The organism is Collinsella aerofaciens (genome assembly GCF_028206995.1).
Classification (GTDB): domain Bacteria; phylum Actinomycetota; class Coriobacteriia; order Coriobacteriales; family Coriobacteriaceae; genus Collinsella; species Collinsella aerofaciens_AQ.
In genome coordinates this window covers 1-23,246 of sequence record NZ_JAQLFL010000005.1, presented here as the reverse complement: position 1 = coordinate 23,246, position 23,246 = coordinate 1, and the positions used below count along the sequence as shown (strand labels likewise).

The following is a 23,246-nucleotide window of genomic DNA, read 5'->3' as shown; positions in this document are numbered from 1 at the left end:
GCTACACAGAACAGGGAGGATCCCCGACCCGGGGACGAAGTCTTGGAAGAAAACGTGTCGGATAAAACTCAATTTGTAACGGATGCGCCTGCGGGGGCAGCGCTCATTGCTCAGGCCATGGGCCGACGCGAGGGCGCCGGCCGCTACAAGGCCATGCAATCCATCGTGGACTGGGACCGCTCGCGCCTGGCCTACCGTGCCGTCAAGCGCGCATTCGACGTCGTGTTCAGCGGTGCCGTGCTCGTCGTCATCGCGATCCCCAGCCTGGTGCTCGCGGCGCTCATCCGCCTGGAGAGCGAGGGCAACCCCTTCTACAGCCAGATCCGCGTCGGCCAGACCCACCGCGACGGCAGGCTGTCTACCTTCCGTATGTGGAAGTTCCGCTCTATGTACAGGGACGCCGACGAGCGACTCGCCGAGCTCAAGGAACAGAACGAGATCGATGGCGCCATGTTCAAGATGAAGGAGGACCCTCGCGTCACCAAGATCGGCAAGTTCATCCGCAAGCACTCCATCGACGAGTTCCCGCAGTTCCTTAACGTGTTCCTGGGCCAGATGTCCGTCGTCGGCCCGCGCCCGCCGCTGCCGAATGAAGTCGCGGATTACACCGAGTACGACCTGCAGCGCCTGGCCGTGAAGCCTGGCATCACCGGCTGGTGGCAGGTGACGGAGCGCAACTCGACCGGGTTCGACGGCATGGTCCGCCGAGACCTGGAGTACATCGCCAAGCGCGGACCCGTCACGGACCTCAAGATCGTCATCCTCACGGTAATCGAGGTCATCACCGGAAAGGGGGCGTGCTAGATGGATCTCTCGAAAGCAAAGGTTTGCATTCCCAGCTCCAGCGGTGGACACCTAACGCATATGTGGCTACTCAAGCCTATATGGTCGCAAGCCGTTGAACGGTTTTGGGTGACGTTCGACAAAGAGGATGCGAACTCGCTGCTCAAGGACGAGCGCGTCATCCACTGCCATTACCCAACAAATCGAAATATCCCCAATTTATTGAAGAACACTGTTCTTGCCTGGAAGGTGTTGCGGAAGGAGCGTCCTAACCTAATTATCTCGTCTGGAGCTGCCGTGGCAGTTCCTTTCTTCGTACTGGGCAAGCTGCTGGGTGCCAAATGCGTTTACGTAGAGGTGTTCGACCGCGTGGATAAGCCGACCATGACAGGTCGGATGCTCAACGGGATCGCTGACCTGTTCGTTGTCCAGTGGCCGGAGCAACTGGAAGTATACAAGCACGCCGTGAACCTCGGCTCGATTTTCTAAGAAGTGATCGAATGATTTTCGTTACCGTGGGCACCCACGAGCAGCAGTTCAATCGCTTGGTCAAGGCTGTCGACGAACTCAGGGCGGACGGGATACTTACGGAACCGGTTTTCATTCAGACAGGCTATTCAACATATGAGCCTATCCATTGTGATCACTCGCGTTTTGTGCCGTTCCATCAGATGAAGAATTATATGGAAGTTGCGGATGTGGTGATTACGCATGGTGGCCCTTCGAGCTTCATTGAGGCGATGGCGGCCGGGAAGGTCCCTGTTGTTGTTCCGCGTCGAGGGGACCTTGGCGAACACGTGAATGATCATCAAGCGGATTTCGTTCGCATTGTGGCGGAGCGCCAGGGCGGTATCGTGCCTATTTATGACGTTAAAGAGCTGCCTCAAGCAATAGAACGAGCCCGTGAACTTTCATGCGGAACCTATTTTAGGAGCCATAACTTAGAGTTCTGTAAGGAGCTCTGTGGTTTGATTGAGGAGCTTTAACCCCATGATACCCAAGAAGATTCATTACATTTGGTTTGGCGGTAATCCGCTTCCCCCTCTAGCTGAACGCTGCATTGCTTCATGGGAAAAATATATGCCAGGCTACGAGATCGTTCGTTGGGACGAATCAAACTTTGATACTGATTGCTGTGATTATGTTCGCGAAGCTATAAGCGTAAAGAAATGGGCATTTGCAAGCGACTATGCGCGATTCAAGATTTTGTATGAGCATGGAGGGGTCTACTTAGATACTGATGTCGAGCTTTTGAAGCCTCTCGATGAAATTATTCAAAGGGGCCCTTTTATGGGTTTTGAACAGGATTTCAGCTCTGGTGCTGCCGGCGCTGTCGCTCCGGGGCTTGGCCTTGCGGCCAATCCGGGGCTTGGCCTCTACAAGACCATCCTCGATTCCTATGAGTCGGATCACTTTATAAAGACTGGTGGTGTTTACGACCAAACTACTGTCGTTGTTCGTACAACTGATATTCTTAAAGGTTTTGGACTTGAAGATAAACCTGGCATCCAGGAAGTTGCTGGGATAACTATTTATCCAAGTGAATATTTTTGCCCAAAGGATTTCCTTACGCATGAGATTAACGTAACTAAAAATACGTATGCTATTCATCATTTCGACGGATCATGGGCTGGACCTGCGACGCATTTTAAGCATAAAGTTATGAGAGCGGTTGGCCCTAGAGGGGTTATTCTTTTCAAGGCGTTTAAGAACATAATTAAGGGCGATCGTTAATGGGCAACAAATTATTAACGATATTTACACCGACCTATAATCGTATTAATGAGCTTGAGCGCCTGTATTCATCACTAATATCTCAGACCGACTTTCGATTCGAATGGCTCATTGTGGATGATGGATCGACTGACGATACTGAGAACATGGTTGTCTCTTGGTTAGACACGTCGCCCTTTCCTATTCGATATATCAAACAGCCGAACTCTGGAAAACACGTTGCACATAATCTTGGTGCTACAGAGGCATCTGGAGAATATTTTATTTGCGTTGACTCGGACGACTGGCTTGAGCCCAACGCCGTGGAGACTATCTTGCACGACATAACAGCTTTGGATACGGAAGAAGGTCTTCTGTATCCAAGGCTGTTTGCTGCGCAAACAGCCTTGGATACATGGTTTCCCGATGGCGCTGACAAGATTGAGCTTGCCGATATGCGCATGAAATACGGTCTCGTCATCGAGACGGCGATTGTCTTTAACACTGATGTTTTAAGGCGGCATCCATTTCCCGTTGTTCAGGGCGAGCGTTTCATTCCTGAAGGCTCGGCTTACTACGACTTCGTTGCTCCCGAGCTGTTTTGCGTGCACAACGAACCCTTCTACAGATGTGAATACCTCGAGGAAGGTCTCACCAAAAACATCTGGAAGAATTGGCTGGGCAGCCCCGTGGGTACGCGCATGGCACTTGTCAAGCGACATGAATCTGCCAGGCGGTACTCGAGCGTCCGAGCGCTGAGGGAAAGGATTTCGGCCCTCGTCGGAATCGAGTCCCTGAACATGGCGGTCGCTGAGCCCGTCTTCTCCGGAATCGATTCTAATAGGGTATTGGCCCTCCTTGTATTCCCCTTGTCTGTGCTGGTCGAAAGGAGACGTTTTGGAAGGAAAGTATCTTGATTAAGCGCAAGGCTGCCATAAAGCAATACACCGACATGAATGCGGGGAACGTTTCCTCCATGAGAGTCGTGGACTTTCTGTACTGCGCGTATCTTTTCTCGGTAGTGTTTATGAGCACGCTTGGCCTGAGCGCTGGTGACGATATTTATGTCGCCTGCGTCGGGCTCGGTGCCGCATTCGCGGTTATTAGGTTTCTTGCTATGGACTTTGATCCGCGCTTCTTCTTGATTGCAATGGGTCTTGCAGCCCTCGGCGTCATCGAGTTGGTTGTTAGCAAACGGTTCACCCTGCTACTTACGGTCATGCTGTTGGTTGGCGCCAAGGACATTGATATCAAGAGGGTGCTACTTACATTTCTGACCGCGAAAATCGTAGGACTTCTTTTCGTAGTGCTGTTTGCCGCTACGGGTATTTATGAAGTTGAATTTTACCAATATTATAAAATGGCGACAGACACATACATTCAGCGAGTCCTTGTAAACGGCTCCTCTACCAACGTCATGCACTTGTCTTTTCTCACGGTCGTCTTCTTGACGCTCTATATGAAAAGGGGAAATTGCGGAATTATCGTCTACCTCGTGTTTGCCGTTTTGAACATCTTGTGTGAATACATCACGGGCAGTTACATCGGCCTGTTCCTCGGCATGGGTGGTCTGCTCCTGTTCTATGTACTTCAGCATTCAGGGAAGATAAGGGAACTGTTCGTCAGGTTCTCAACGGCCGTGCTCCCGCTTCTTATCGCATTTTCGTTCGGCACTGCGTTGCTCTATGGAAGAAACGGTTTTGTCGGCGTTCTCGATAGGATTTTTCAGGGTCGTATCTATTACAACAACTTCTTTCTCAGTAACTACGCGGCAAGCCCATTCGGTCATGGCATGCTGACCTCAGAGGGTAATTTTGACAATAGCTACGTCTTCGTCTTCGTTGCCTACGGATTAATTGCCTTCATTTTGCTATTCGGATCAATGCAGTTAATTGTTAAACGGCTTAAAGAAACACGCGATTGGGCATCTCTTGCATTTGTGGTTATTTACATGATTGCAGCTCTGAGTGAAAGTTTTTACCCGGCTGCTGCTGTCAATCCATCCTTATTTCTGCTTGTTCCATTATTTAGCTTTAATGGGCATTTTGATATATGAAGCAGGGCTGCGTCCTGAATAAACAATCTACTTTATAAAAACTTGAAACCTTGTTCGTAATGGGAATAGCTTACCATGTCACAAGAAATATCGTATTCATCTAGCGAAGGCAGCTTTGCACTAGTTGCGATTACAACGTTGAGTAGAATCGAGTGCCTAAAAACAACGATTGATTCTCTCGGTAAATGCCATTGTGCCGAGTGCGCTGACGTCTTCCCTCCTTGACGCTCGCATTTAAATTTGGACTTGTATTTGCAGTTGGTGCAGCGTTTCTTATCTTGCTGCCATCAATTAAGAACTCTGTTGCAACGGGAAACTATTCTATTCTGTTCATGGGAATTTTGATGCTTACTTACTTCTCGACCTTTAACGGCATGGCCAATATTCCGGATGTCTACCACGTTATGGCTTTATTTTGCTTAGTGCTTAATCTGCTGGGTGAACGCACCTCTAAAAATGACTCTGTCGACTCCGCAGTCAGTGACGTTATCGGCCCGAAGGGTTTATGAGATGGTGATGCCTTCAGTGAATTCAAACGCCCCGCTAGTCAGTGTCGTGATCCCGACATATTCACGTTCTGACATGCTGACTCGGGCATTGGAAAGTGTCAATTCCCAGACTTACTCCAATATCGAGATTGTTGTCGTAGATGACAATGGTAAAGGCACGAATCAACAGCTTGAGACTCAAGCTCGTGTTCTTGCATTCGAGACTCGGCCGGGCGTTGAATTGCGCTATGTCGTTCGCGAAAAAAACGGAGGCGGATCGCTTGCGCGTAACACTGGCATCGATGCTTCAAAGGCCGATTTTGTTGCCTTTCTTGACGATGATGATGAGTTTCTACCGCGCAAGCTAGAGCTGCAGATGGAACCAATGTCCGATTCTAATGTCTCGTTGACCTATGCGCACTGCAAGGGCGTCCAGCCCGATGGCACAGAGATTTACTACCGCCGAGTCTGCAACGGGGTGCCTGTTTTCGAGCAGGCCTACTGCGGCTGTATTGCGGCGACGAGCCAATGGCTGGCGCGCAAGGATGCGTTACGGAGCGTCGGTTGCTTCAGCGATACGCCTGCGAAGCAGGACTCCATTCTCATGTTCAAGCTTTTGATAGCGGGCTTCCAGATTAGATGCGTCCCCGAGGTGCTCTCAGTCTACTACGATGACTTAGGGACGGTGAGGATAAGCACGAGCGGCAAGTCTTTGGCGGGGGAGCTGAACTATGATCGGCTCATACGGGAGTATTCTGGGATGTTTACGCTCAACCAAAGGCGTCGTGTAGAGCATGCGATGCACTATCGAGTCGGCCTGATGCTCGTTGGAATGAACGCGAGTGCTGAGGGCGCAGTCCAGCTGTTATCCTCGTTTGCGCTTGCTCCCTTTGCTTTTATACATAAAGCATATCGCGTTGTTGGTCACAATGCGAAGCAGGCTCTTAAGAAACTTAATGCTCATCGTGGTTAGGAATTGCATGTTATTAAGAAAAGCCGCTCGCTGTGTTAAGCACCCTTCGCTTGTTAGGTTCGAGATTGAGAGGCGTTCCAGGCTGCGTGAGGTCAGTAAATTTGATTTTCGCCCTTACATGAGCGCGCCCATCAGCAATAATACATATATATCTCTTACAAGCTATGGGGCGCGTCTCAATGCGGTCCATATGGCCATCCGTTCCCTACTCATGCAATCAGTGAGACCCTCAAAGGTTCTGCTTTATCTTGATGAGTCTATCCAAAGGGACACGCTTTCCGATGATTTGCTTGACCTTGAACAATATGGTCTTGAAATCAGAATGGGTTACGAGGATTTGGGGCCGCACAAGAAATATCTCTTCGCATTTCAAGAGTTCCCGGACTCGCTCATTATCACGGCGGACGATGATCTCATCTATCCAGCAGACATGGTCGAATCGCTTCTCACGGCCCACGAGGCTGTTCCCTATTGCGTTGTGGCAAGGCGCTGTCATCTCATAGGGTTTGATGTTGCCGGAGATTTACTTCCTTATGAAAAATGGGGCTGGGAGCATAAGGACGCTTTTTCAGTCCCCAGCCGCCGGTTGCTTGCAACCGGCGGCGCCGGGACGTTGTATCCTGCCGCAGCTTTCGACCTCGCATCGCTGGATATAGAGGCCATACGTGGAGTAGCCTGGCCTGCAGACGACCTTTATCTCAAGTTCTTCGAGCTCGCCAACGGCATCGAGGTGGCATATGCTCCGAACAGACAGAATCATCCCTATCAATTGGAGGGTCCTCGTTCAGACGCTCTTTGCAACGCGAATGTGGCGGGAGGGCGTAACGATGCCATCATGGCCGAGCTCATGTGCCGCTATGGATTGAGTCCATCGTATTTCGAGGAGGGATATCGTGTGACTTCTTCCTAATGTTCAGAATAGGCTTTCGCAATCCAAGGCTAACGAATGACTTGAGACTAACATGCAGGAACTGAGGGGGATCGGCTCTCTCGGTTGACCGACGGCCGACATAGCGATTCGTTATCCTGAACATATATTCATCGGGAGGGGCGTATGTCAACGGTGGGATGCTGGCTACCTCGATGCGTGAAAGACGTCATTGGGCGCGACTGAATGTTGCCTATGGTTCTCTCGTGCGTGCGGACTTGCATCGCCATTAAAGACTTGATAAACCGATGAATGAGCAAAGCAACGTTGGGCTGAGAAAGTGTTGGGCAATGACGCTTGGATCGGGTGCTGCGTACAAATAATGTCCGGCGTCACTGTTGGCTCGCACGCCATTGTGGGTGAAGTGGTCGCGCGTAATTTCCCGGAGCGACAGGTTGTTGGCGGCGTGCCGGCGCGTGTAATCCACAAGAGGAACAGATATACCAGGCCATTGAGGCCGCTAAAGTTTGGAATATGGAAAGTGTCTAAATCAAATACGGGCATGCGCAGTGCTGCCCTTATGCAGTTTGGGTCTAAGTATGTCAGCATGGGTGCTCAACTCGTGATAACGGCCGTGCTGGCAAGACTGATCTCGCCGGGTGATTTTGGGCTTATGGCTATTGTCACCGTGTTCACTGGGCTATTCAGCTTGTTTTCTGATATGGGCGTGGGCACTGCTATCGTGCAGTATCGCGACCTTACGGAACGTGAGTATGGCGGTCTATTTGCATTTTCGGCACTTTTGGCTGCAGGGCTTTCTCTGGTCTTTTGTGCCGCATCGCCATGCATCGCCGCAGTCTACGGGGACGCCCGGCTTGTGCCCTTGTGCCTTGCCTCGGCCCCCGCGCTGCTGTTCTCCACGCTCAATATGGTGCCAAATGGCCTTATGCTCAAGGAGTTGCGCTTCGCCGCCATTGGCGTACGTCTTGTGGCGGCTACAGTAGTCTCTGGAGGGGTCGCAATCGCGGCCTCCGCCTTGGGTGCGGGCTGCTATGCGCTCGTCCTTCAGACTGTGCTATCTGCAGCGGTGGTGTTCTTCTGGAACATCGTAGCGCGACCAATCAGGCAGATAAACGCTCATTTCATTTGCACGCTTAAGAAGATATTCTCCTATTCTGCTTACCAGTTTGGGTTCAGCTTGGTCAATTACTTCTCCCGCAACCTCGATAACATGCTCGTTGGCGGTATGCAGGGAACTGCGGCCTTGGGCTTTTACGATAAGGCTTATAAATTGACAACCTATCCCATGACAGCGTTCTCCAGTGTCATAGGCTCGGTCATCCAGCCGTTCATGGCAGAGCATCAAGACGATGTCGACCGCATCTACGAGTGCTGGATGCGTATCGAAAAGCTGCTCTCGCTAGTGGGTGTTGCTGTGGCGGTGGTATTCAGCTGTGCTTCGGCGGAAATCATTGCTGTCTTCTACGGGCCAGGATGGGAGCAAGCCGCGCCGGTGTTCGCCGTGCTTGCTTTGTCGGTCTACTTCCAGATGATGGGCAACCCTTCGGGTGCGTTTTTCCAGAGCATAGGACGCACAGATTACATGTTTAAGGTTGGTCTTGTGAACACCGCGATCACCATTTCCGGGCTGCTGGCGGGCCTGGCTGGCGGTTCCATCCTCACAGTGGCTTACGGCATCTTCGCAGCATACTGCCTTCATATGGTTCCTCTAGCGTATTTCCTAGTGAAACGTGGTTTCGGCAGACCTTACTATTGCCTGCTAAATTTCTTGCCTGAGATTGCTGTTGGCATCGTGGGCATTGCTGCTGTTGCGGGAGTTGGCGCCTTTATACCCATGGAAGATGTTTTCCTCTCTCTCATCGTAAAGTTGCTTGTGAGCAGCATTGCGCTAATCACTGGATATGCGCTCACTGGCCAGCTGAAATACCTCACGGCTCTAATTAAGAGATAGCTCATTCTGATCGTTCCATCACGTATGGCACCTTGAAAACCCCAGATAGAAAGAAGATTCCCATGAAAATCGCTGTCGCCGGTACCGGCTATGTCGGCCTGTCCCTCGCCGTACTTCTTTCGCAGTACAACGAGGTGCACGCGCTGGACATCGTGCCCGAGAAGGTCGAGAAGATCAACGGCTACGTATCGCCCATCCAGGACGACGAGATCGAGCGCTTCCTGGCAGAGGCCAAGGCGGGGGAGCGCGAGCTCGACCTGCACGCCACTGTGGATGTGGCCGAGGCCTACGCGGGCGCTGACTACGTCGTCATCGCCACGCCCACCAACTACGACTCCGATAAGAACTTCTTTGATACTTCCTCCGTCGAGGCCGCCATCGCCGCTGTTCGCTCGGTGAACCCGGACGCCTGGATCGTCATCAAGTCGACTATCCCCGTTGGCTACACCGCGGGCCTGCGCGAGAGGCTGGGAGACTCCAAGATCTTCTTCAGCCCCGAGTTCCTGCGCGAGAGCAAAGCTCTATACGACAACCTGCACCCCAGTCGTATCGTGGTGGGCGCGCCGAAGGACGACGCCGAGGCCGTGGCGGCCGCCGAGCGCTTCGCCGGCCTGCTCGCGCAGGGCGCCGACCCCGCCGAGCTCGAGCGTGTGAATGCCGACGGTACCAAGGGCATCCCGGAGCTCGTCCTGGGCACCACCGAGGCCGAGGCCGTCAAGCTCTTCGCAAACACCTACCTGGCGCTGCGCGTGGCCTACTTCAACGAGCTCGACACCTACTGCGAGGTCCGCGGCCTCAACACCCGCGACGTCATCGACGGCGTGTGCCTGGAGCCGCGCATCGGCAGCCACTACAACAACCCCAGCTTCGGCTACGGCGGCTACTGCCTGCCCAAGGACACCAAGCAGCTGCTCGCGAACTACAAGGACGTGCCCCAGAACCTGATCGAGGCCATCGTCGAGGCCAACCGCACCCGTAAGGACTTCGTGGCGGACGAGGTGCTGCAGATGGTGTGGGACCGCGTGTACGAGGGCAAGGAGAGGCCGGTCGTGGGCGTCTACCGCCTGACGATGAAGTCCAACTCCGACAACTTCCGTGCGAGCTCCATCCAGGGCGTCATGAAGCGCGTGAAGGCAAAGGGCGTGCCCGTGGTGGTCTACGAGCCCACGCTGGACGCGCCGGAGTTCTTCGGCTCCGAGGTGACCCACGACCTGGAGGCCTTCAAGGCCGGCTGCGACGTGATCGTCGCCAACCGCTGGAGCGACGAGCTCGCGGACGTCGCGGACAAGGTCTATACCAGGGATCTGTTTAAGCGGGACTAGGGAATAGCGTCTTGCGCAGGTCTTCCGCAATCTAAATACAGAAACTAAGTTGAGCACGGGGTGTATCGGCTGGCGCCGATACACCCCGTGCTCTGTTATTCTCGCCTAATACATTTACTGCCACTGCTGTCCCAAGCCCAGTGTCATTTGTTCCGCGGTGTGCGCGAGAAGGTGCGACGCGCGCGCCGCGGAACGGTATCGTTTTGCTATCGGCAATCGTGTTTTCGCCAATGCGGCGTATGCCATATTATCAATCTTACTGTGGCGGTTTGAGACAACCATTAGCCGAGGGCCTTTGGATTGCCAGAGAAAGCGGAGGAGCGTGCAGCTTTGATGAGCAGAGAAATTGAAATCAGAGACAGAATCGCCAGGCTTGATCCTGCTGCCTTTCAGAACCTTGCTCAGGAATTGCTTTCGCAGCGTTTTAGGTATGACAAGCCCGTACACAGGGGGTCTGCTGCTCACTCGGCTGCAACGGCCCCGGGGACGCCGGACACAATCTGGCTTTTACCCCACAACAAATTCGCCTATCTCGAATGCGGCCATTATCCGGATAGAGCTGAAGCGAAGAATAAAATTGAAGCGGATATCGAGAAGTGCCTAGAGACCGAAAGAAAAGAGCTCGAGTCCGGGCAGTTGGTCAAGATAGTCATCGCATATTCATGCCGAAGGCTAGACAGTTCTGACCTCAGCTATCTAAGGGGCGTCGACGATCGCGTCGAACTTGTGGGCACGGACGAAATGGCGAGTTTGTTAGCCCGGCGGTACCCAAATCTTGCGAAAGAGCATCTGGGCATCGAGGTGGGTACTGGGCAAATTATGTCCCCGGACCAATTCGAATCCGCGGTCGAAAGAAACAGCTTCGCCTCAACTCTAAAGGTCGATTTGTTTGGCAGGGATAATGAAATCAATGAGCTTCTTACTGCACTCGAAGAAAATCAGTTCGTCTTGGTGCATGGGCGCCCTGGCTGCGGAAAGACCAGGCTTTGCCTAGAGGTTCTACGTAGATTTGCAAATAGCAGCGGCGCGCATCCTCTTGTCATTCAATCGAACAAGTTGCCAATCTGGGACGATTTGGCGAATGATGTTCCCAAAGAGGACCCTACGATAATTCTGCTCGATGACGCCAACGAGCTTTCCGATCTTGCTGGGTTTGCGGATTTCGTGTCCAACAGGGGTAATATCAAGGTCCTTTTGACCGTAAGAAATTATGCGTTCGAGCATGTTAAGATCTCCATTTCAAAGTTCTGTATGCCTTATCTCTATGAGGTCAACCCGCTTGACGAAGAAACGGCCTTAAACGTGGTCGAGAACGGATTCGGTATCGCGAAAGGGGGAGCATCTGCGGATATTGCCCGCTTGTCGAGGGGTAATATGCGGTTAGCCTGCGCGGCAGCCGAGGTCGCTAAAGAACGTGGGGTCGAAGTATTCTCCACGATGCCGCGCCTCATAGAAGCTTGCTACGGAGAGAAGGTTTCCCTTCTGGGCGGCAACGCCAAAAGGGCAGCTACGATCGTCTCGGTTTTGGACGCACACAGGGTAGAGGGGAACAAAGATCTAGACAAGCTGCTTGCCAAGGCTGGAATTTCTCGTGACTGCTACGTAGATGCTTGCGCAGAACTGTGCCACGACGAGCTAGTGGATGCCTGCCAGGGTATGGTTGCGGTGGCGCCGGGCGAACAGGTTTTGAGGGATTATTTGCTTTACCAGGCTTTCATCGCGGAGAAAAGCCTGACTCTTTCCGATGTCGATGAGCTTGAACACGGCAATGCTCGATGCCCCAGTATTGTCGCCATCCTTGTAAACAATTTCTACAGCGAAGAGCTTATTTCCTCCTTGAAATCGCAGTTGGACGACATTTGGGTATTGGCCAACGAGGAGAAACGATGGGAAATGGTGGGCGAATATCATTTCCTTCTCGGCGAGAAGGGCCTTGGTCACATTCTCGGGGCAATCGAAGACAGCAAGCCTGGTAGCTACGATTACCTTGCTTGCCGATTTGACAAGAGCCCTAGTTCCTATTTACCTGAATCTCGGATTCTCGTATCCCTCACACCCTTTTTGCATGCCCCTCAATTCAGCGAGCCTGAAGAGCTGTTCTTCATGGCTTTAGGGAAGAACATCCTGCCTCCACAGGAGGCGAAGAAAGCTCTCACGACGACCATGTGCTTCAACGAAGACTCGTATTCGGACGATTTTCAATACGAGAACGAGGTCCTTGAACGCCTTGCGTGTGAGTTTCGCAAAACAAAAGAAAATAGATACGGGGTCCTGCTTGCCTATTATGTTGAGGCTTTACTGGCGGCAACGTACGACGGCCCGACAAGGATGGAGGGAAACAAGGTCACGTTCATCCACGGTAACCATGTTTACACCGAGGCGATGATCGGCTTGCGGAGGCGAGCAATCGCTTGCCTCAAGGAGCTCAGGGGCTGTTCGGAGCTGAGCCTTCTCTGCGATTCGGTGATTACTGGGCTTCGGGGTATCGGCGGCGACGACGGGGCCGGTAAGTTGTGGAAAGAGACCTTGGAGGAGATATATGAAGGATATGTTTCCCGAATTGAATCGATTAAGATTTGCAGCTTGCCTGGGTTTGTCCAATTGGAGAAAGAACTCATTTCCCAAGGTGTCATTGCCGAAGAAGGACTCCCGTTTCTCGCCGCGTCGCCCGAGATTCGGATTGCAGCCCAGATCTTCTTAGACGACTTCCTTGGACACGGTATCTCAGAGGAATTGACCGAGGTTGTTCAAACAGCAAGCTCGGCAGAACTGGTGAAGGCAATCTCGATTGTGAGCTCTGCCGGCCGGCAGAGCTCAACTTACATTCCTTACCCACTCCTGAGGGATGTCATGATTCTTGGTGCTGATACTTTGACCGAATGCGCAGATTCGATCATCCTGTCAGATGCACCCTTGTATACGATCCCGGACGATTTGCTTATTCGCTGGATTGACTTGCTCGGCGTCGATCGGGTTCGTGCTCTTGCTCTGAAGCGAGGGAAGAATGAGATTCCCGAATGGCTTAGTCGGATTGACGAAGTGCTATTTGAGAAGTACGGAGTCAGTCCCGAGCTGGCAAGGGATATCGAGGAAGGAGCCAGCGAATACGGCGAAACCGTTTCGTATGAGGTGGCAATGGAAATCGAATCTGCTACGCCGGGGTTTTTCGCTAGATACGTGGCCGGCGTCCTGCAGAAGCTGGACAGGGGTTCGCGAGGCTTTTACAGGCTTCTTCCCAGCAACATCAACAATGCCGAGCAGAAGGCGTTTGTCTACAAGCCTGAAATGCTGCGCCTTGCGGAAGAAATCTTGCTTTATCTCGTAAGCGGAACGAGCGCCCATTGGAATGAGGATCTTCTTCGTTTTATCGTCGCCAACGATGGTCAATTTCCTGAGAGGGCAATGCCCGTGCTCATGGAGTTTAATGCGACTTATGCGATGAAGAATTTAGGCGAAGCAGTATGGAGGGAGGAGAACTGCGAAATCGCAACCGATGGCGTATGGAAGGCCATAGAGGGAGTTGAGACAAGCCCGCGGCGCATGATGAAGTCTTTCGCTCTGAAGCATTTTCTTAATTACTCTATTGAACATTGCGGCGATGCTGTCGTGTCTTGGCTGGCGTCGCGTTCGATGCGTGATGGGAAGCTTGTCGACTATCTGCCAGATATCGCAATGGAGTTACCCAAGAATCTTAAGGTCAGGTACATAGTATTGCTATGCCAAGAGGGCCTTAGCTCAGAAGAGCTCAAGGAGATCCCAGTAATCATGTCTTATTTCGGCGCATCGTGGAGCGGAAGCGAAATCCCTCTTCTTCAAGGGAAGATTGACTTCATTGAAGAGGTGATTGAGAATTTGCCCGGAGTTACCTATATGCGGCACCGCATGGTTTTAGAAGACGCGATAGCCTCGGTGAAGCGATGGATGGAAGACGCAGAGGTCCGCGAGTTCCTTCGCCCATTTTAGCCGTCGGAGCGAGGGCCCAGGGCGCGAACGTGGTGGCCAAAGAGCTCACACCGAACGCGACTGAGTTCTTTAAATTCGATGTCGCTCACGACCTGGAGTTCTTCAATTCCGGCTGCTGCGTGATCGTGGCCAACCGCTGGAGCGACGTGTTAGCGGATGTTGCGGACAATATGTACACAAGGGCTCTGTTTTAGCGGGACTCGGGGAAGGCTAGCTGCGCTGGGCGGCTGCGCCTTCAGAAGGTTGCCGTATTGAGCGCGGGTTGTATCGGCTGACGCCGATCCAACCCGCCATATTCAAATAGAAGGACTCTTCCCAAACCAAATTGTTGAAATTAATTACTTACTTTCAAAAATGAACCCCATCTCAAGGGTATATATCATTGAGTGAGTATATTCCGAGGGCTGTCAGGTGGAGTTTTGAAAATATTCTTTTGGAATTTAAAACGAAAATGCCTTGCGGATCTCATTCAATCGGCTCTTCAACAGAATGACGTGGATCTAGCGGCTTTTGCCGAGGTTAATCAAACGGACTACCAGAAATTAATTGAACTCTTTGATGGGCAATATCGGCCCGTGGAAACAATAGATGGTAACGAGAAAACGAAGCTACTCGTCAAGTCCTCGATTTGTTCACAGCATGCCTCTGCGGTTATTAAAAATCTGACATGTACATTAATGCTTGACGGTGTTCCCGTGAATACTTCGATTGTTCACCTACCAGACAAGCGCAACGATCCACATGGATATCGTCGCGAAAGAATAATTAAAGAGCTCGTGATTGAGCTAAATACTACCAAGGGGGCGTATCCCGGCAGTTTCAATATGTTATTAGGCGATTTCAATTGCAATCCATTTGACCCTGAAATGATAATAATCGATTCCTTAAATTCGACCTTTTTCAAAGAGGTTGCACAGAGACTGAAGGTTAGAGATAGCTACGGGTTGTCATATCCAGTAATGTACAATCCCGCTCTTGAATTCCTATCAGAATCCAATTCTAATCAGGGTTCATTTTATTGGGGTTCGGGCGACTGCACCTATTATTGGCATTCTCTGGATCAAATCGTTGTTGATTGGCAGTTGGCGGATTGCATTATTGATTGCCGCTATCTTCGTCAAATCGGTGATACTAAACTAATTGTTAATTCAAAGCCGTGTTCAAAGTACAGTGACCATTTGCCACTATTGGTAACTATGGAAATGGGGAATTGTCATGGTAGGTAACGAAAATTTCTGGGCGAGCATTATTGATCAGCCCTTAGAAAAATCAGCTGAGAACGTTGAAGCAATCATGCAGGGGCAGTGCGTTGACGTAAAATCTGCATCGCATGATTTGATTGACGCTCGCTTTATCAAACTATCTTTTACCACAAAAAAAACCACCAACATGTGGACAACTCAAGAAATAAAGCAGCAATTCACAGGTCCAAAAACAATTAAAGTTGAGGAAACAGCCTTGGACCGCACAGATGCGAACGACTCCTACTCGCCGTCTGATTATGCTTTTGACCTTTTTACCACTGAGTATAAATTTAGAGTGCTGACAATGAGACTAGGCGCTGTCTATCCAATAGATTTAGTCTTAGATGACGATATCTTCTATCAAACCTGGGATTCATACGCCGAGGAAATTAAAGTTTCGAAGAAAAACAACCTCATTGTTGTTCAAAATGATGATGAGCTCAAAGACTGCCTGGAAATAATTATTTCCAAGAATGAAAAAATGAAATTTGTCGTTCGTAAAATGATTGAATCCGAAACGGCATTACGTGCCGCCAACTGATGAAGATAGCGCTAGCATGATATATATTTAACCTTCAATTGTTTGCATTGACATTGACTTTCAATCTTATTGAACTGCAAATTAACCTGAGACGCTGTTCCTTTCACCGACTGGCAAAACGATTTACACCTAATTCTCAGTGCTGCTCACAGGTATTTCCTTTGTTTATGCCTTGATCTCGCTAAACTGATAACTGCTGCTACCAGGTCATTTTCTGGTGCACATTCTATTGGCTTCTGCGAAGATCGGAGCGGTTATGTTTACTGCCGCGTTCCACACTAGCCGACACTACATCCTGTTTACCGCCATGGCCTGCCTATGCGTTTTGCTGGGCGGGCCTTCTTATGCCGCGGGTGCGGAGAGCCTCATCATTGCGGGCGCGACGTACTACGAGCCGGGCGTCTCGGGCCCCGGTTGGGCTTGGACCGATGCCGACCACCTGGAGCTCAACGACTTTTCTGGCGAGGCCATCGGGGCCGATGGCGACCTGGTGGTGACCCTGACCGGGCAAAACTCCGTAAAGGAGATGCAAACGTCCATCGTTGACATTTCGCAGTGCGGTCTGGAGGTGTGGGGCAACCTGACGCTCCGCGGCACCGGGTCGCTAACGGCCACGGGGTCGCAGTGCGGGATTCACGCGTTTCAGGCATTGGTGGTAGACGGCTGCACTGTCAATGCCCAGGCCGACGGGGCCGGCATTGAGGATGAGGTCGTGGCCGGCCTGGTCGCGGGTCGTCTTGTCGTTCGCGGTGGCGGGCGCCTTGTTGCTGCGGGCGCGGGCTCCGGAGCGGGCGTGCGCACTTTCGGCGCGTACCTGCTAGACGAGGATCCAGGCGATGGCGCGCCCTTCGGAACGCTTGCCGTCGATGCCTCGTGGCTAGATGCGACCGGCGCCGACGGCGGCGTTGGCTGCCTGGCCGGATCGCTTACGTCCGCGCGCTTTGTGGCGCCCGCCGGTGGGGCCTTTGGTGCCGGCGGTGTGGTGGATGCTGCTGGGGTTACGGCCGCGCATGTGGTTGTGGAGCCTGCGGAGGCTACGCCACTGGCAGGGGAGACCGATTCGCGCGACGTACCGAGCGATGCCGGCAAGCCTGCTACCGGCGATCCTGCCGCCGGGCAGCCCGGTGCCGGTTCGTCGACGGACCCCGTCCTGAAGCCCGCAACCACAACGCCTAAGACGACCACGACGATCAAGACGACCGTGACCAAGACCACGGTGTCCACGCCGTCCAAGCCCAAGATCTACACCGCGACAACCGCCTCGCTCCCAAAGACCGGCGACAATTGTTGGTTTTCCGTGTCAATAACGCTTTTCCTACTCGGCATAACGCTCCTAGGCGTCGCACATCGCTTTTAAAGCGGTCGATCTCCGGAAGTGCGGGGAAAATTGGAAACCGCTGAGCACAACCCGGTTTTCGCATGCAAAACCGCAAGTCGCGGAAGTATGATATGTCGGCCTGATTGGCAGATCTCGCTTTTCCCGCACTTCTGGAATTACAAACACGGAAGTATGCGGCAAATTCTGGAACCCTTGACCATACCGGCCTTTTCAAACAAAGAAACCGCTGGTAGAGGCATAGCAGACACTTGACGTGGTCGGCAAGTCCGAGATTTGCCGCATACTTCCGGACAGGGCCAGCTGTCAGAGTTCAGGTCTTATTAGAGAATTTCAGTTCACGTCGCGTTGCATCAAATCCGTTCTTTATACTCGGATGTAGACGCTAAGGAGATGGTCATGCTTTGGAGCTATGTTCAGCTTGATGATGACACCCAGTTTGCCTACTCGGAAACAAGAGAAGACGGGACGGTTCATGTAGCCGTTGAGCGTCCGGTTGATTTTGGCTTTGACCACGCTGAATGCTACTTGCCTACGGTCAAGTGGTTCAACGTCGAAGGATTTACTGCCGACGATCTGGATTTCTTGACAGAATTTGTTAGATCAAACGCCCCGTTTATCTTCGAGCTTGCCGATCGGCCGCGATGTTTTTAATGCTGACCTAAGAACCCCTGAAGTGTGAGACAATGCAACCACCGAAGAGGCAGTTGCCTCGGAAGTTTCAGATCGGCGAGGTACGTACCTCGCCATTTTTGTTCGCCTGCGGACATTGGAACTATCCCGCTAGCTAGCTGCATAACCATAGCTCATGGTGATATAGTTCCGACCACAGCAAGGCTGACTTGGGATGGATTCAGCTGGGTTCCCGAATGGGAGTAGGTCCTTTGGACCGAGAATTCCTTTGCTACTGGGGTCAAGCCTTGCTTATGCTTGCCGCATAATTTGGTTAGTTGGAATGGTTCTAAGGCACGGCCTGCGAGCGCGACCGTGAGATTTCTGAGTCTGCCATGCAGATCTTCCCATTCATTTGTATGTTTGACTTAGCTTTTGGTCGTAAGGCGCGACCAACGGAATCAAAAGAAGGCCTACCGAGAAAATCTTGGTCGCAGGGCACGACCAACGCAATCAAAAAATGCTCGCCGAGAAGACGCTTTCGATCGTTCTGGTTGGAGGCGTCTCAAATACCAAACTATATCGATTCTGCGGGAGAGTCTGGAGCAAGGTCGGCGGTCGATTGCTTCTGATAACGAGTATCGCTCTGACGATATTCTGGTTAACTATCGTTAAAGCGATACCCATTAGGAGGCTCGCGTGAAATTGTGGCATGGATCTCAGAAAATCTTTGAGGTTCCCCAGTTTGGCCTGGGGAAAGTCCATAACGACTATGGACAGGGATTCTATTGCACAGAGAGCCTCGACCTCGCAAAGGAATGGGCGTGTTCTCGGGATGTCGATGGTTTTGCAAATCGATATGAACTCAATTACCGCCCGCGCAGGGCTAAAACCCGTCGAATGCAGGGAGATCCACCCATTCGACTGTTCCCCGCAATACTGGGCGGGCTGGGTTTTGGCCTATACGCAATGGACGAGCTGCTTGGGTTTTAGCGACCTATTCGAAGTCGCCCCGCTCGATTGGATTATCGGGTCGTACCATCCGCTTCACGAAGCATCCGAAGACAAATTTGCCCAGATTGTCATTGATAAATGGAACGGAGCCCAAGCATACAAAAAGGGCCTCAAGGCAGCGCGTAAGGCGGCCGGCCTGAAACAAAAGCAGCTCGCAACCCGATCGGGAGTTAAACTCCGCGCCATACAGCTCTACGAGCAAAATCAACTAGACCTGCGCCGCGCCTCGGACTCCTCGGCATTAGCGCTCGCAAACACCCTGGGCTGCGCCATCGAAGACCTCGTCTGGCAACCGATCACACTGGAAGAATAGGGCTGGCGAGGTACGCACCTCGCCAGCCCCGTATAGTTACGATTTTCTGAGCCATTTCTTCATGACGGCATTGCTAAAGTGAGTGGGAGTTTCTCGTTTAGCGTGCTCAGGGTCGCGTTCTCGTAACTTCGCTGCGTATTCACTATTGGAATTAAGAATGACATCCCAGTATTTCGCCCATGACACAAAGTAGTGCCAGCGAGGGTCGACTCTCATGCCGTCATCCCTCTTACCGCGGACTTTCTTTTCATTGGCCTTCTTGGCGATTTCACTCCGCCATGGCTCTGCTACATAAGGAGCAAATGGTTTCACGCTAACGGTAAACGGACCGTCTTTCATGGGTAACGTAATGTCAAAGGATTTATCTTTTACGTCCTCGTCCTTAACGGTATCGGGATCAATGCCCAACTCTTCGATGAGAGCCATATAGAAGGCCCAGTTATCGGACCCGTCATCTTTGCCGTCATTTTTGATGCATTCTGTAAAACACTCGGCGAGCTTGTAGGTAGAATTCTTGCGTTTACGTTTTCCCTCCTCAGCCAGATTGTCTAGTAATTCTTTTAATTCCTCGTCTCCGCAAGCGCGTGCCCAATGGTCAAGACCGAGAAGGGGCTTGACCCTCTCCATGTCATCCCTAAAATCATCGAAAAGAAATTTACAGTCTTTCTCGCAAGTCGCTTCCTGATCAGAACCCATGATTGCGTCCTTTCTCGATTAGACTCCGCAGATACAGCAGGGCAAGACCTGCGGTTGTCCATATTTATTACGCATCAAATTGTCGCATAGCGTACGGACAACAACGCGCGGCTTATCTGCCGCCCCGAGACCTCGTGGGTCAACCGATAAATGGTGGTTTAGCTGCAAGTTTGCCTGCTTGTTTGGTTGCGTTCGCACGGCTTGCTCTCACGAATTTAAAATCGGGGGCAAAAAGTTCTTGGTAAACCACGTGCGGCTATGTTAGTATCTCTTTTGCCGAAAGGCGACGGGCGATTGGCTCAGGGGTAGAGCATATCCTTCACACGGATGGGGTCACAAGTTCGAATCTTGTATCGCCCACCATCTAAAGCACAGGTCAGAGGTATTAAGCCTCTGGCCTTTTTCTTTTTGACACCATAATCGAAGCGAAGTTACCTAAGGCGTTATATGTTACGCAGTTCACCTTAGGTGTCGTTATTGCGCGTTTTGCAAAATGCGTCTGCGTTTATTCTTTGAATTCCCCGCGTAATCTATGTGCAATTGTGGAGACAGAGACCACTGGCTCACGGCTCGTACCAGCACGTTCATGACTATGGCGGCTTTTCAACAGATTGCGTCAAGCTTTTGGTCAGCATTTGGTTTGCTTCCCGTACTTACCCGCATGATGCCCCGGTAGATAATCGGCCATGCCCGCAATCCGCACGGCCTACGGTCGAAACCAGGGGAGGCCACATGGACGAAATCGTCTGCGCAAACACCGCATTCCGCTACTGGCGCTGCCCACCGCAGGTGCATGACCTCTACCCGCGCCTACCCAGCTCCGACGACGGCTGGCGGGCCCTATCCCAAGCCCCTTTCGTAACCGATGTCCTCAAGACCCCGATTATCGCTGTTGCTTCGCCAGGTTGTTGTAATCACCACTCGGGATTGCGCTCCACTATTCGCTGGGAAGGGGCTTCGGATACCGGCACAACAACCGACACTCATTTAGGCTTTAGCGTCACCAATCCGCTTAACACGTTATTTACTATGACACGCTTTGTGTCCCAAATAGATCTCGTACTGGCTATGTACGAACTTTGCGGCTGGTTTTCTGTTTTCGAGCCGACCCCCGCTGTCGAAATGCAGTTAAAAATCGCGTTAAAGGAGAATCGCAATTCCAGCACGCAGAATCTGTTCGAACTTGGAGAAGGCGAAGACGAGATTCCTTGGAAACGAGTTTATGCCCGCACAACCGTAAAGGTCCCAGCAAATGAAGGCCAAACGAACAATCACGAGGATGGAAGAGAGGTTACGAAACTCAAAGGTACTTCGCTTTGGATGAGAAAGCCACTCATCGAACTGAGCGACTTGCATCGATTCGCCGAAAAGGTCAAAAGTCAAATGTGGGGAAAGCAGTTTTATGATGCCGCTCAGCAGGTTATCGGCATTGCTGCATCTCCACTCGAGGTCGCGGGGGTCCTGCTTCTAAGTCGTTCTCGAAGTCTAGGTGGTTCAGGATTCAGATACGTATACCTCAACGATTTAACCCCTCTATCCGAGGAAGCCCAAAGCATCGCAGGTCAAAAGGTTTGCTACGGTGACATCGTGATTGTAAACCCAATCCTAATGAAGGCAGCAATTATCGAAATCCAAGGTGAGGTCATCCATGGGTCAGGCGCGGTACTTGACCAAGATGCGGAGCGCATGACTGCGCTCCAGAGCATGGGTTTCGATGTGTTCCTGGTAACCCACGATATGCTTAACGACAAAAAACAGCTAGACGCCATAGTCAAAAGCGTCTGCAGTCGTTTGGGGATTCGATATAAAGCCAAATCCGAGGCAATGAAGCGCGCCGAGACGCGACTGCGAGCAAATGTTCTGTGCAACTGGTTGGAACTCGGAAATTAGCCGGCGACAAGGCGCTAGAACGACCTAGTTTTCCTGCTAGTGAATTAGTATCATTTCAAAACCATGCCGGATTACGGGGCTGGACCCGGACCGGCCGTCCATACCCTGCATTTCGCTGAATGCGCAAGTCGTCTACCTGCGGTTTTGATTTTACCGATTACGGCATGCTCGGGGGTTCCCGGCCTGGCCCCGTAAACCGGCATGGTTTTAAAATCGCCGGGTCGGCGGGAGCGCGATTGGCCCCGATAATGGGCCCGGCGCCGGCGGGATGGTCGTTGGGCGGATGGCGGCCCGTGGGGTGGAAGCGAAAACCGGCGAGCGGCGGAACCCGAGATGCCCTGGGGGCGCCGGGGAGGGGGGCGGCGGCAGCGCCGCCCCCCGCGGGGCGCGCCCCGCGGGCCGGATCCGGCATCGCGGGTCCCTTGCCCTCGAGTCCGCGCCGCGCTCTCGTCCCAGCGGCGCCCGCGCCTCCGGAAAGTTTTTCCAAAATTGTCCTTGCATCGGCGGGGGAGTTCCCGTATAGTACTTCTTCGCACGGGGGCGTAGCTCAGCTGGGAGAGCGCTTGACTGGCAGTCAAGAGGTCAGGGGTTCGATCCCCCTCGTCTCCACCCGAGCATTGAATGAGGCTCCAACGCAAGTTGGGGCCTTTTTTCATATAGGCACACAAGGTCAAAGGCGGCACCATGATCCTCCTGGTCGACAAGATCGTGCGTTGAACGGGCGTCGCGTGCATGGTAGTATTTCACGTCGTGGTTCAAGATGGGTGGCCCGTTTTGATGGCCTCTATCACATCCACCACTAAACAAGGGCTCTTGGCGCAACGGTTAGCGCAGGGGACTCATAATCCCTGGGTTCTGGGTTCGAATCCCGGAGGGCCCACCAAGATTTACAGAAGGCCGGGCATATTGTCTGGCCTTCTTGCTTTTCAACGACAATAACATGCGCCTGCAAGCGAACGGTCTGCTCATAATCAGGCTCCACTCGGCGGCTGTCTGAGATGCCCCCGCCACGAAACCGGCCCATCTACTACGTTTGACCCCGGCACCACGACCATACCGCGGATTCCGCGAAACCGGCGAGCCGTTTACCTGCGGTTTTGTTTTCACCAAGTCGGGCATGGTCGGGGGATGCGGCCCAAACGTAGTAGATGGGCCGGTTTCATGGCGGGCGATCCGCGGTGGGCCCGAAAGCGCGCCGTCGGGGCGGGCGGCGGCCATGCGGGCGGCCCCGGGGGCGATCGGGCTGGAGTCGGGAAGGCGTGAGGCGGCACCGCCGCCTCACGCGGGGCGCGCCCCGCGGGCGCTTTCGGGCGCTTCGGGCTCGATCGGGCGCCCCGCGCCCCGCCGGCGAAAGTTTTTCCAAAAATGTCCTTGCATCGTGATCCGAGTTCCCGTATAGTACTTCTTCGCACGGGGGCGTAGCTCAGCTGGGAGAGCGCTTGACTGGCAGTCAAGAGGTCAG

19 protein-coding genes, 3 tRNA genes and 1 pseudogene are annotated in these 23,246 nt (G+C 52.5%); 22 read left to right on the top strand and 1 reads right to left on the bottom strand.

The features are described 5' to 3' along the window. The first annotated feature begins 54 nt into the window (after positions 1-54). From PMX60_RS04910 to PMX60_RS04830, 18 genes and pseudogenes are all read left to right on the top strand, one after another. Positions 55-804, top strand: a complete 750-nt coding sequence (locus PMX60_RS04910; RefSeq protein ID WP_271747099.1) for a sugar transferase — start codon at positions 55-57, stop codon at positions 802-804. Then, the gene (pssD, locus tag PMX60_RS04905) at positions 805-1,272 is read left to right on the top strand and encodes a PssD/Cps14F family polysaccharide biosynthesis glycosyltransferase (protein ID WP_271747097.1); all 468 of its coding nucleotides are present in this window, start codon (positions 805-807) and stop codon (positions 1,270-1,272) included. An 11-nt stretch (positions 1,273-1,283) separates the two neighbouring features. Further along, the gene (locus PMX60_RS04900) at positions 1,284-1,769 is read left to right on the top strand and encodes a glycosyltransferase (RefSeq protein WP_271747096.1); all 486 of its coding nucleotides are present in this window, start codon (positions 1,284-1,286) and stop codon (positions 1,767-1,769) included. A 4-nt stretch (positions 1,770-1,773) separates the two neighbouring features. Then, a complete protein-coding gene (locus PMX60_RS04895) occupies positions 1,774-2,517 on the top strand; it encodes a glycosyltransferase family 32 protein (RefSeq protein ID WP_271747095.1) in 744 nt (247 codons plus the stop codon). Continuing rightward, positions 2,517-3,413: a glycosyltransferase family 2 protein gene (locus PMX60_RS04890; RefSeq protein ID WP_271747094.1), complete on the top strand. Its 897-nt coding sequence runs from the start codon at positions 2,517-2,519 to the stop codon at positions 3,411-3,413. Before PMX60_RS04895 ends, PMX60_RS04890 begins: the two co-directional genes overlap by 1 nt. Beyond that, the gene (locus PMX60_RS04885; RefSeq protein WP_271747093.1) at positions 3,410-4,552 is read left to right on the top strand and encodes a hypothetical protein; all 1,143 of its coding nucleotides are present in this window, start codon (positions 3,410-3,412) and stop codon (positions 4,550-4,552) included. The genes PMX60_RS04890 and PMX60_RS04885 overlap by 4 nt, the downstream gene beginning before the upstream one ends. Positions 4,553-5,062: 510 nt before the next feature. Next, positions 5,063-6,013 (top strand): glycosyltransferase family 2 protein, encoded by a 951-nt coding sequence (locus tag PMX60_RS04880; protein ID WP_271747092.1) that lies wholly within the window; start codon positions 5,063-5,065, stop codon positions 6,011-6,013. Continuing rightward, a complete protein-coding gene (locus tag PMX60_RS04875; protein ID WP_271747091.1) occupies positions 5,997-6,923 on the top strand; it encodes a hypothetical protein in 927 nt (308 codons plus the stop codon). The genes PMX60_RS04880 and PMX60_RS04875 overlap by 17 nt, the downstream gene beginning before the upstream one ends. Positions 6,924-7,422: 499 nt before the next feature. Further along, on the top strand, positions 7,423-8,853 hold the full coding sequence (locus PMX60_RS04870) for a lipopolysaccharide biosynthesis protein (RefSeq protein WP_271747090.1): 1,431 nt from the start codon (positions 7,423-7,425) through the stop codon (positions 8,851-8,853). Between the two features lie 62 nt (positions 8,854-8,915). Further along, positions 8,916-10,175, top strand: a complete 1,260-nt coding sequence (locus tag PMX60_RS04865) for a nucleotide sugar dehydrogenase (protein WP_271747089.1) — start codon at positions 8,916-8,918, stop codon at positions 10,173-10,175. 333 nt (positions 10,176-10,508) lie between these two features. Continuing rightward, positions 10,509-14,138, top strand: coding sequence for an nSTAND3 domain-containing NTPase (locus PMX60_RS04860; RefSeq protein WP_271747088.1), 3,630 nt, complete (start codon positions 10,509-10,511; stop codon positions 14,136-14,138). Positions 14,139-14,170: 32 nt separating this feature from the next. Continuing rightward, on the top strand, positions 14,171-14,332 hold the full coding sequence (locus PMX60_RS04855) for a hypothetical protein (protein WP_271747087.1): 162 nt from the start codon (positions 14,171-14,173) through the stop codon (positions 14,330-14,332). A 225-nt stretch (positions 14,333-14,557) separates the two neighbouring features. Further along, positions 14,558-15,364, top strand: coding sequence for an endonuclease/exonuclease/phosphatase family protein (locus tag PMX60_RS04850; protein WP_271747086.1), 807 nt, complete (start codon positions 14,558-14,560; stop codon positions 15,362-15,364). Next, complete coding sequence (locus PMX60_RS04845) at positions 15,354-15,923, top strand: hypothetical protein (RefSeq protein WP_271747085.1); 570 nt, start codon at positions 15,354-15,356, stop codon at positions 15,921-15,923. Before PMX60_RS04850 ends, PMX60_RS04845 begins: the two co-directional genes overlap by 11 nt. A gap of 256 nt (positions 15,924-16,179) precedes the next feature. Next, positions 16,180-17,280, top strand: coding sequence for a hypothetical protein (locus PMX60_RS04840; RefSeq protein ID WP_271747084.1), 1,101 nt, complete (start codon positions 16,180-16,182; stop codon positions 17,278-17,280). Positions 17,281-17,658: 378 nt separating this feature from the next. Then, positions 17,659-17,913: a hypothetical protein gene (locus tag PMX60_RS04835; RefSeq protein WP_271747083.1), complete on the top strand. Its 255-nt coding sequence runs from the start codon at positions 17,659-17,661 to the stop codon at positions 17,911-17,913. A 657-nt stretch (positions 17,914-18,570) separates the two neighbouring features. Continuing rightward, a pseudogene (locus PMX60_RS10235) lies at positions 18,571-18,690 on the top strand (DUF3990 domain-containing protein); the annotation flags it as partial. A gap of 22 nt (positions 18,691-18,712) precedes the next feature. Continuing rightward, the gene (locus PMX60_RS04830; RefSeq protein WP_271747082.1) at positions 18,713-19,198 is read left to right on the top strand and encodes a helix-turn-helix domain-containing protein; all 486 of its coding nucleotides are present in this window, start codon (positions 18,713-18,715) and stop codon (positions 19,196-19,198) included. Positions 19,199-19,234: 36 nt separating this feature from the next. Here PMX60_RS04830 and PMX60_RS04825 read toward each other — a convergent pair whose 3' ends face one another. Beyond that, positions 19,235-19,894, bottom strand: a complete 660-nt coding sequence (locus PMX60_RS04825) for a hypothetical protein (protein WP_271747081.1) — start codon at positions 19,892-19,894, stop codon at positions 19,235-19,237. Between the two features lie 288 nt (positions 19,895-20,182). Here PMX60_RS04825 and PMX60_RS04820 point away from each other — a divergent pair. The 4 genes from PMX60_RS04820 to PMX60_RS04805 all read left to right on the top strand — a co-directional run bounded on the left by PMX60_RS04820 (position 20,183) and on the right by PMX60_RS04805 (position 22,667). Further along, a tRNA-Val gene (locus tag PMX60_RS04820) sits at positions 20,183-20,257 on the top strand. 369 nt (positions 20,258-20,626) lie between these two features. After that, positions 20,627-21,784, top strand: a complete 1,158-nt coding sequence (locus PMX60_RS04815) for a hypothetical protein (RefSeq protein ID WP_271747080.1) — start codon at positions 20,627-20,629, stop codon at positions 21,782-21,784. 536 nt (positions 21,785-22,320) lie between these two features. Beyond that, a tRNA-Ala gene (locus tag PMX60_RS04810) sits at positions 22,321-22,393 on the top strand. Positions 22,394-22,591: 198 nt separating this feature from the next. Then, positions 22,592-22,667, top strand: a tRNA-Ile gene (locus tag PMX60_RS04805). Positions 22,668-23,246: the final 579 nt, after the last annotated feature.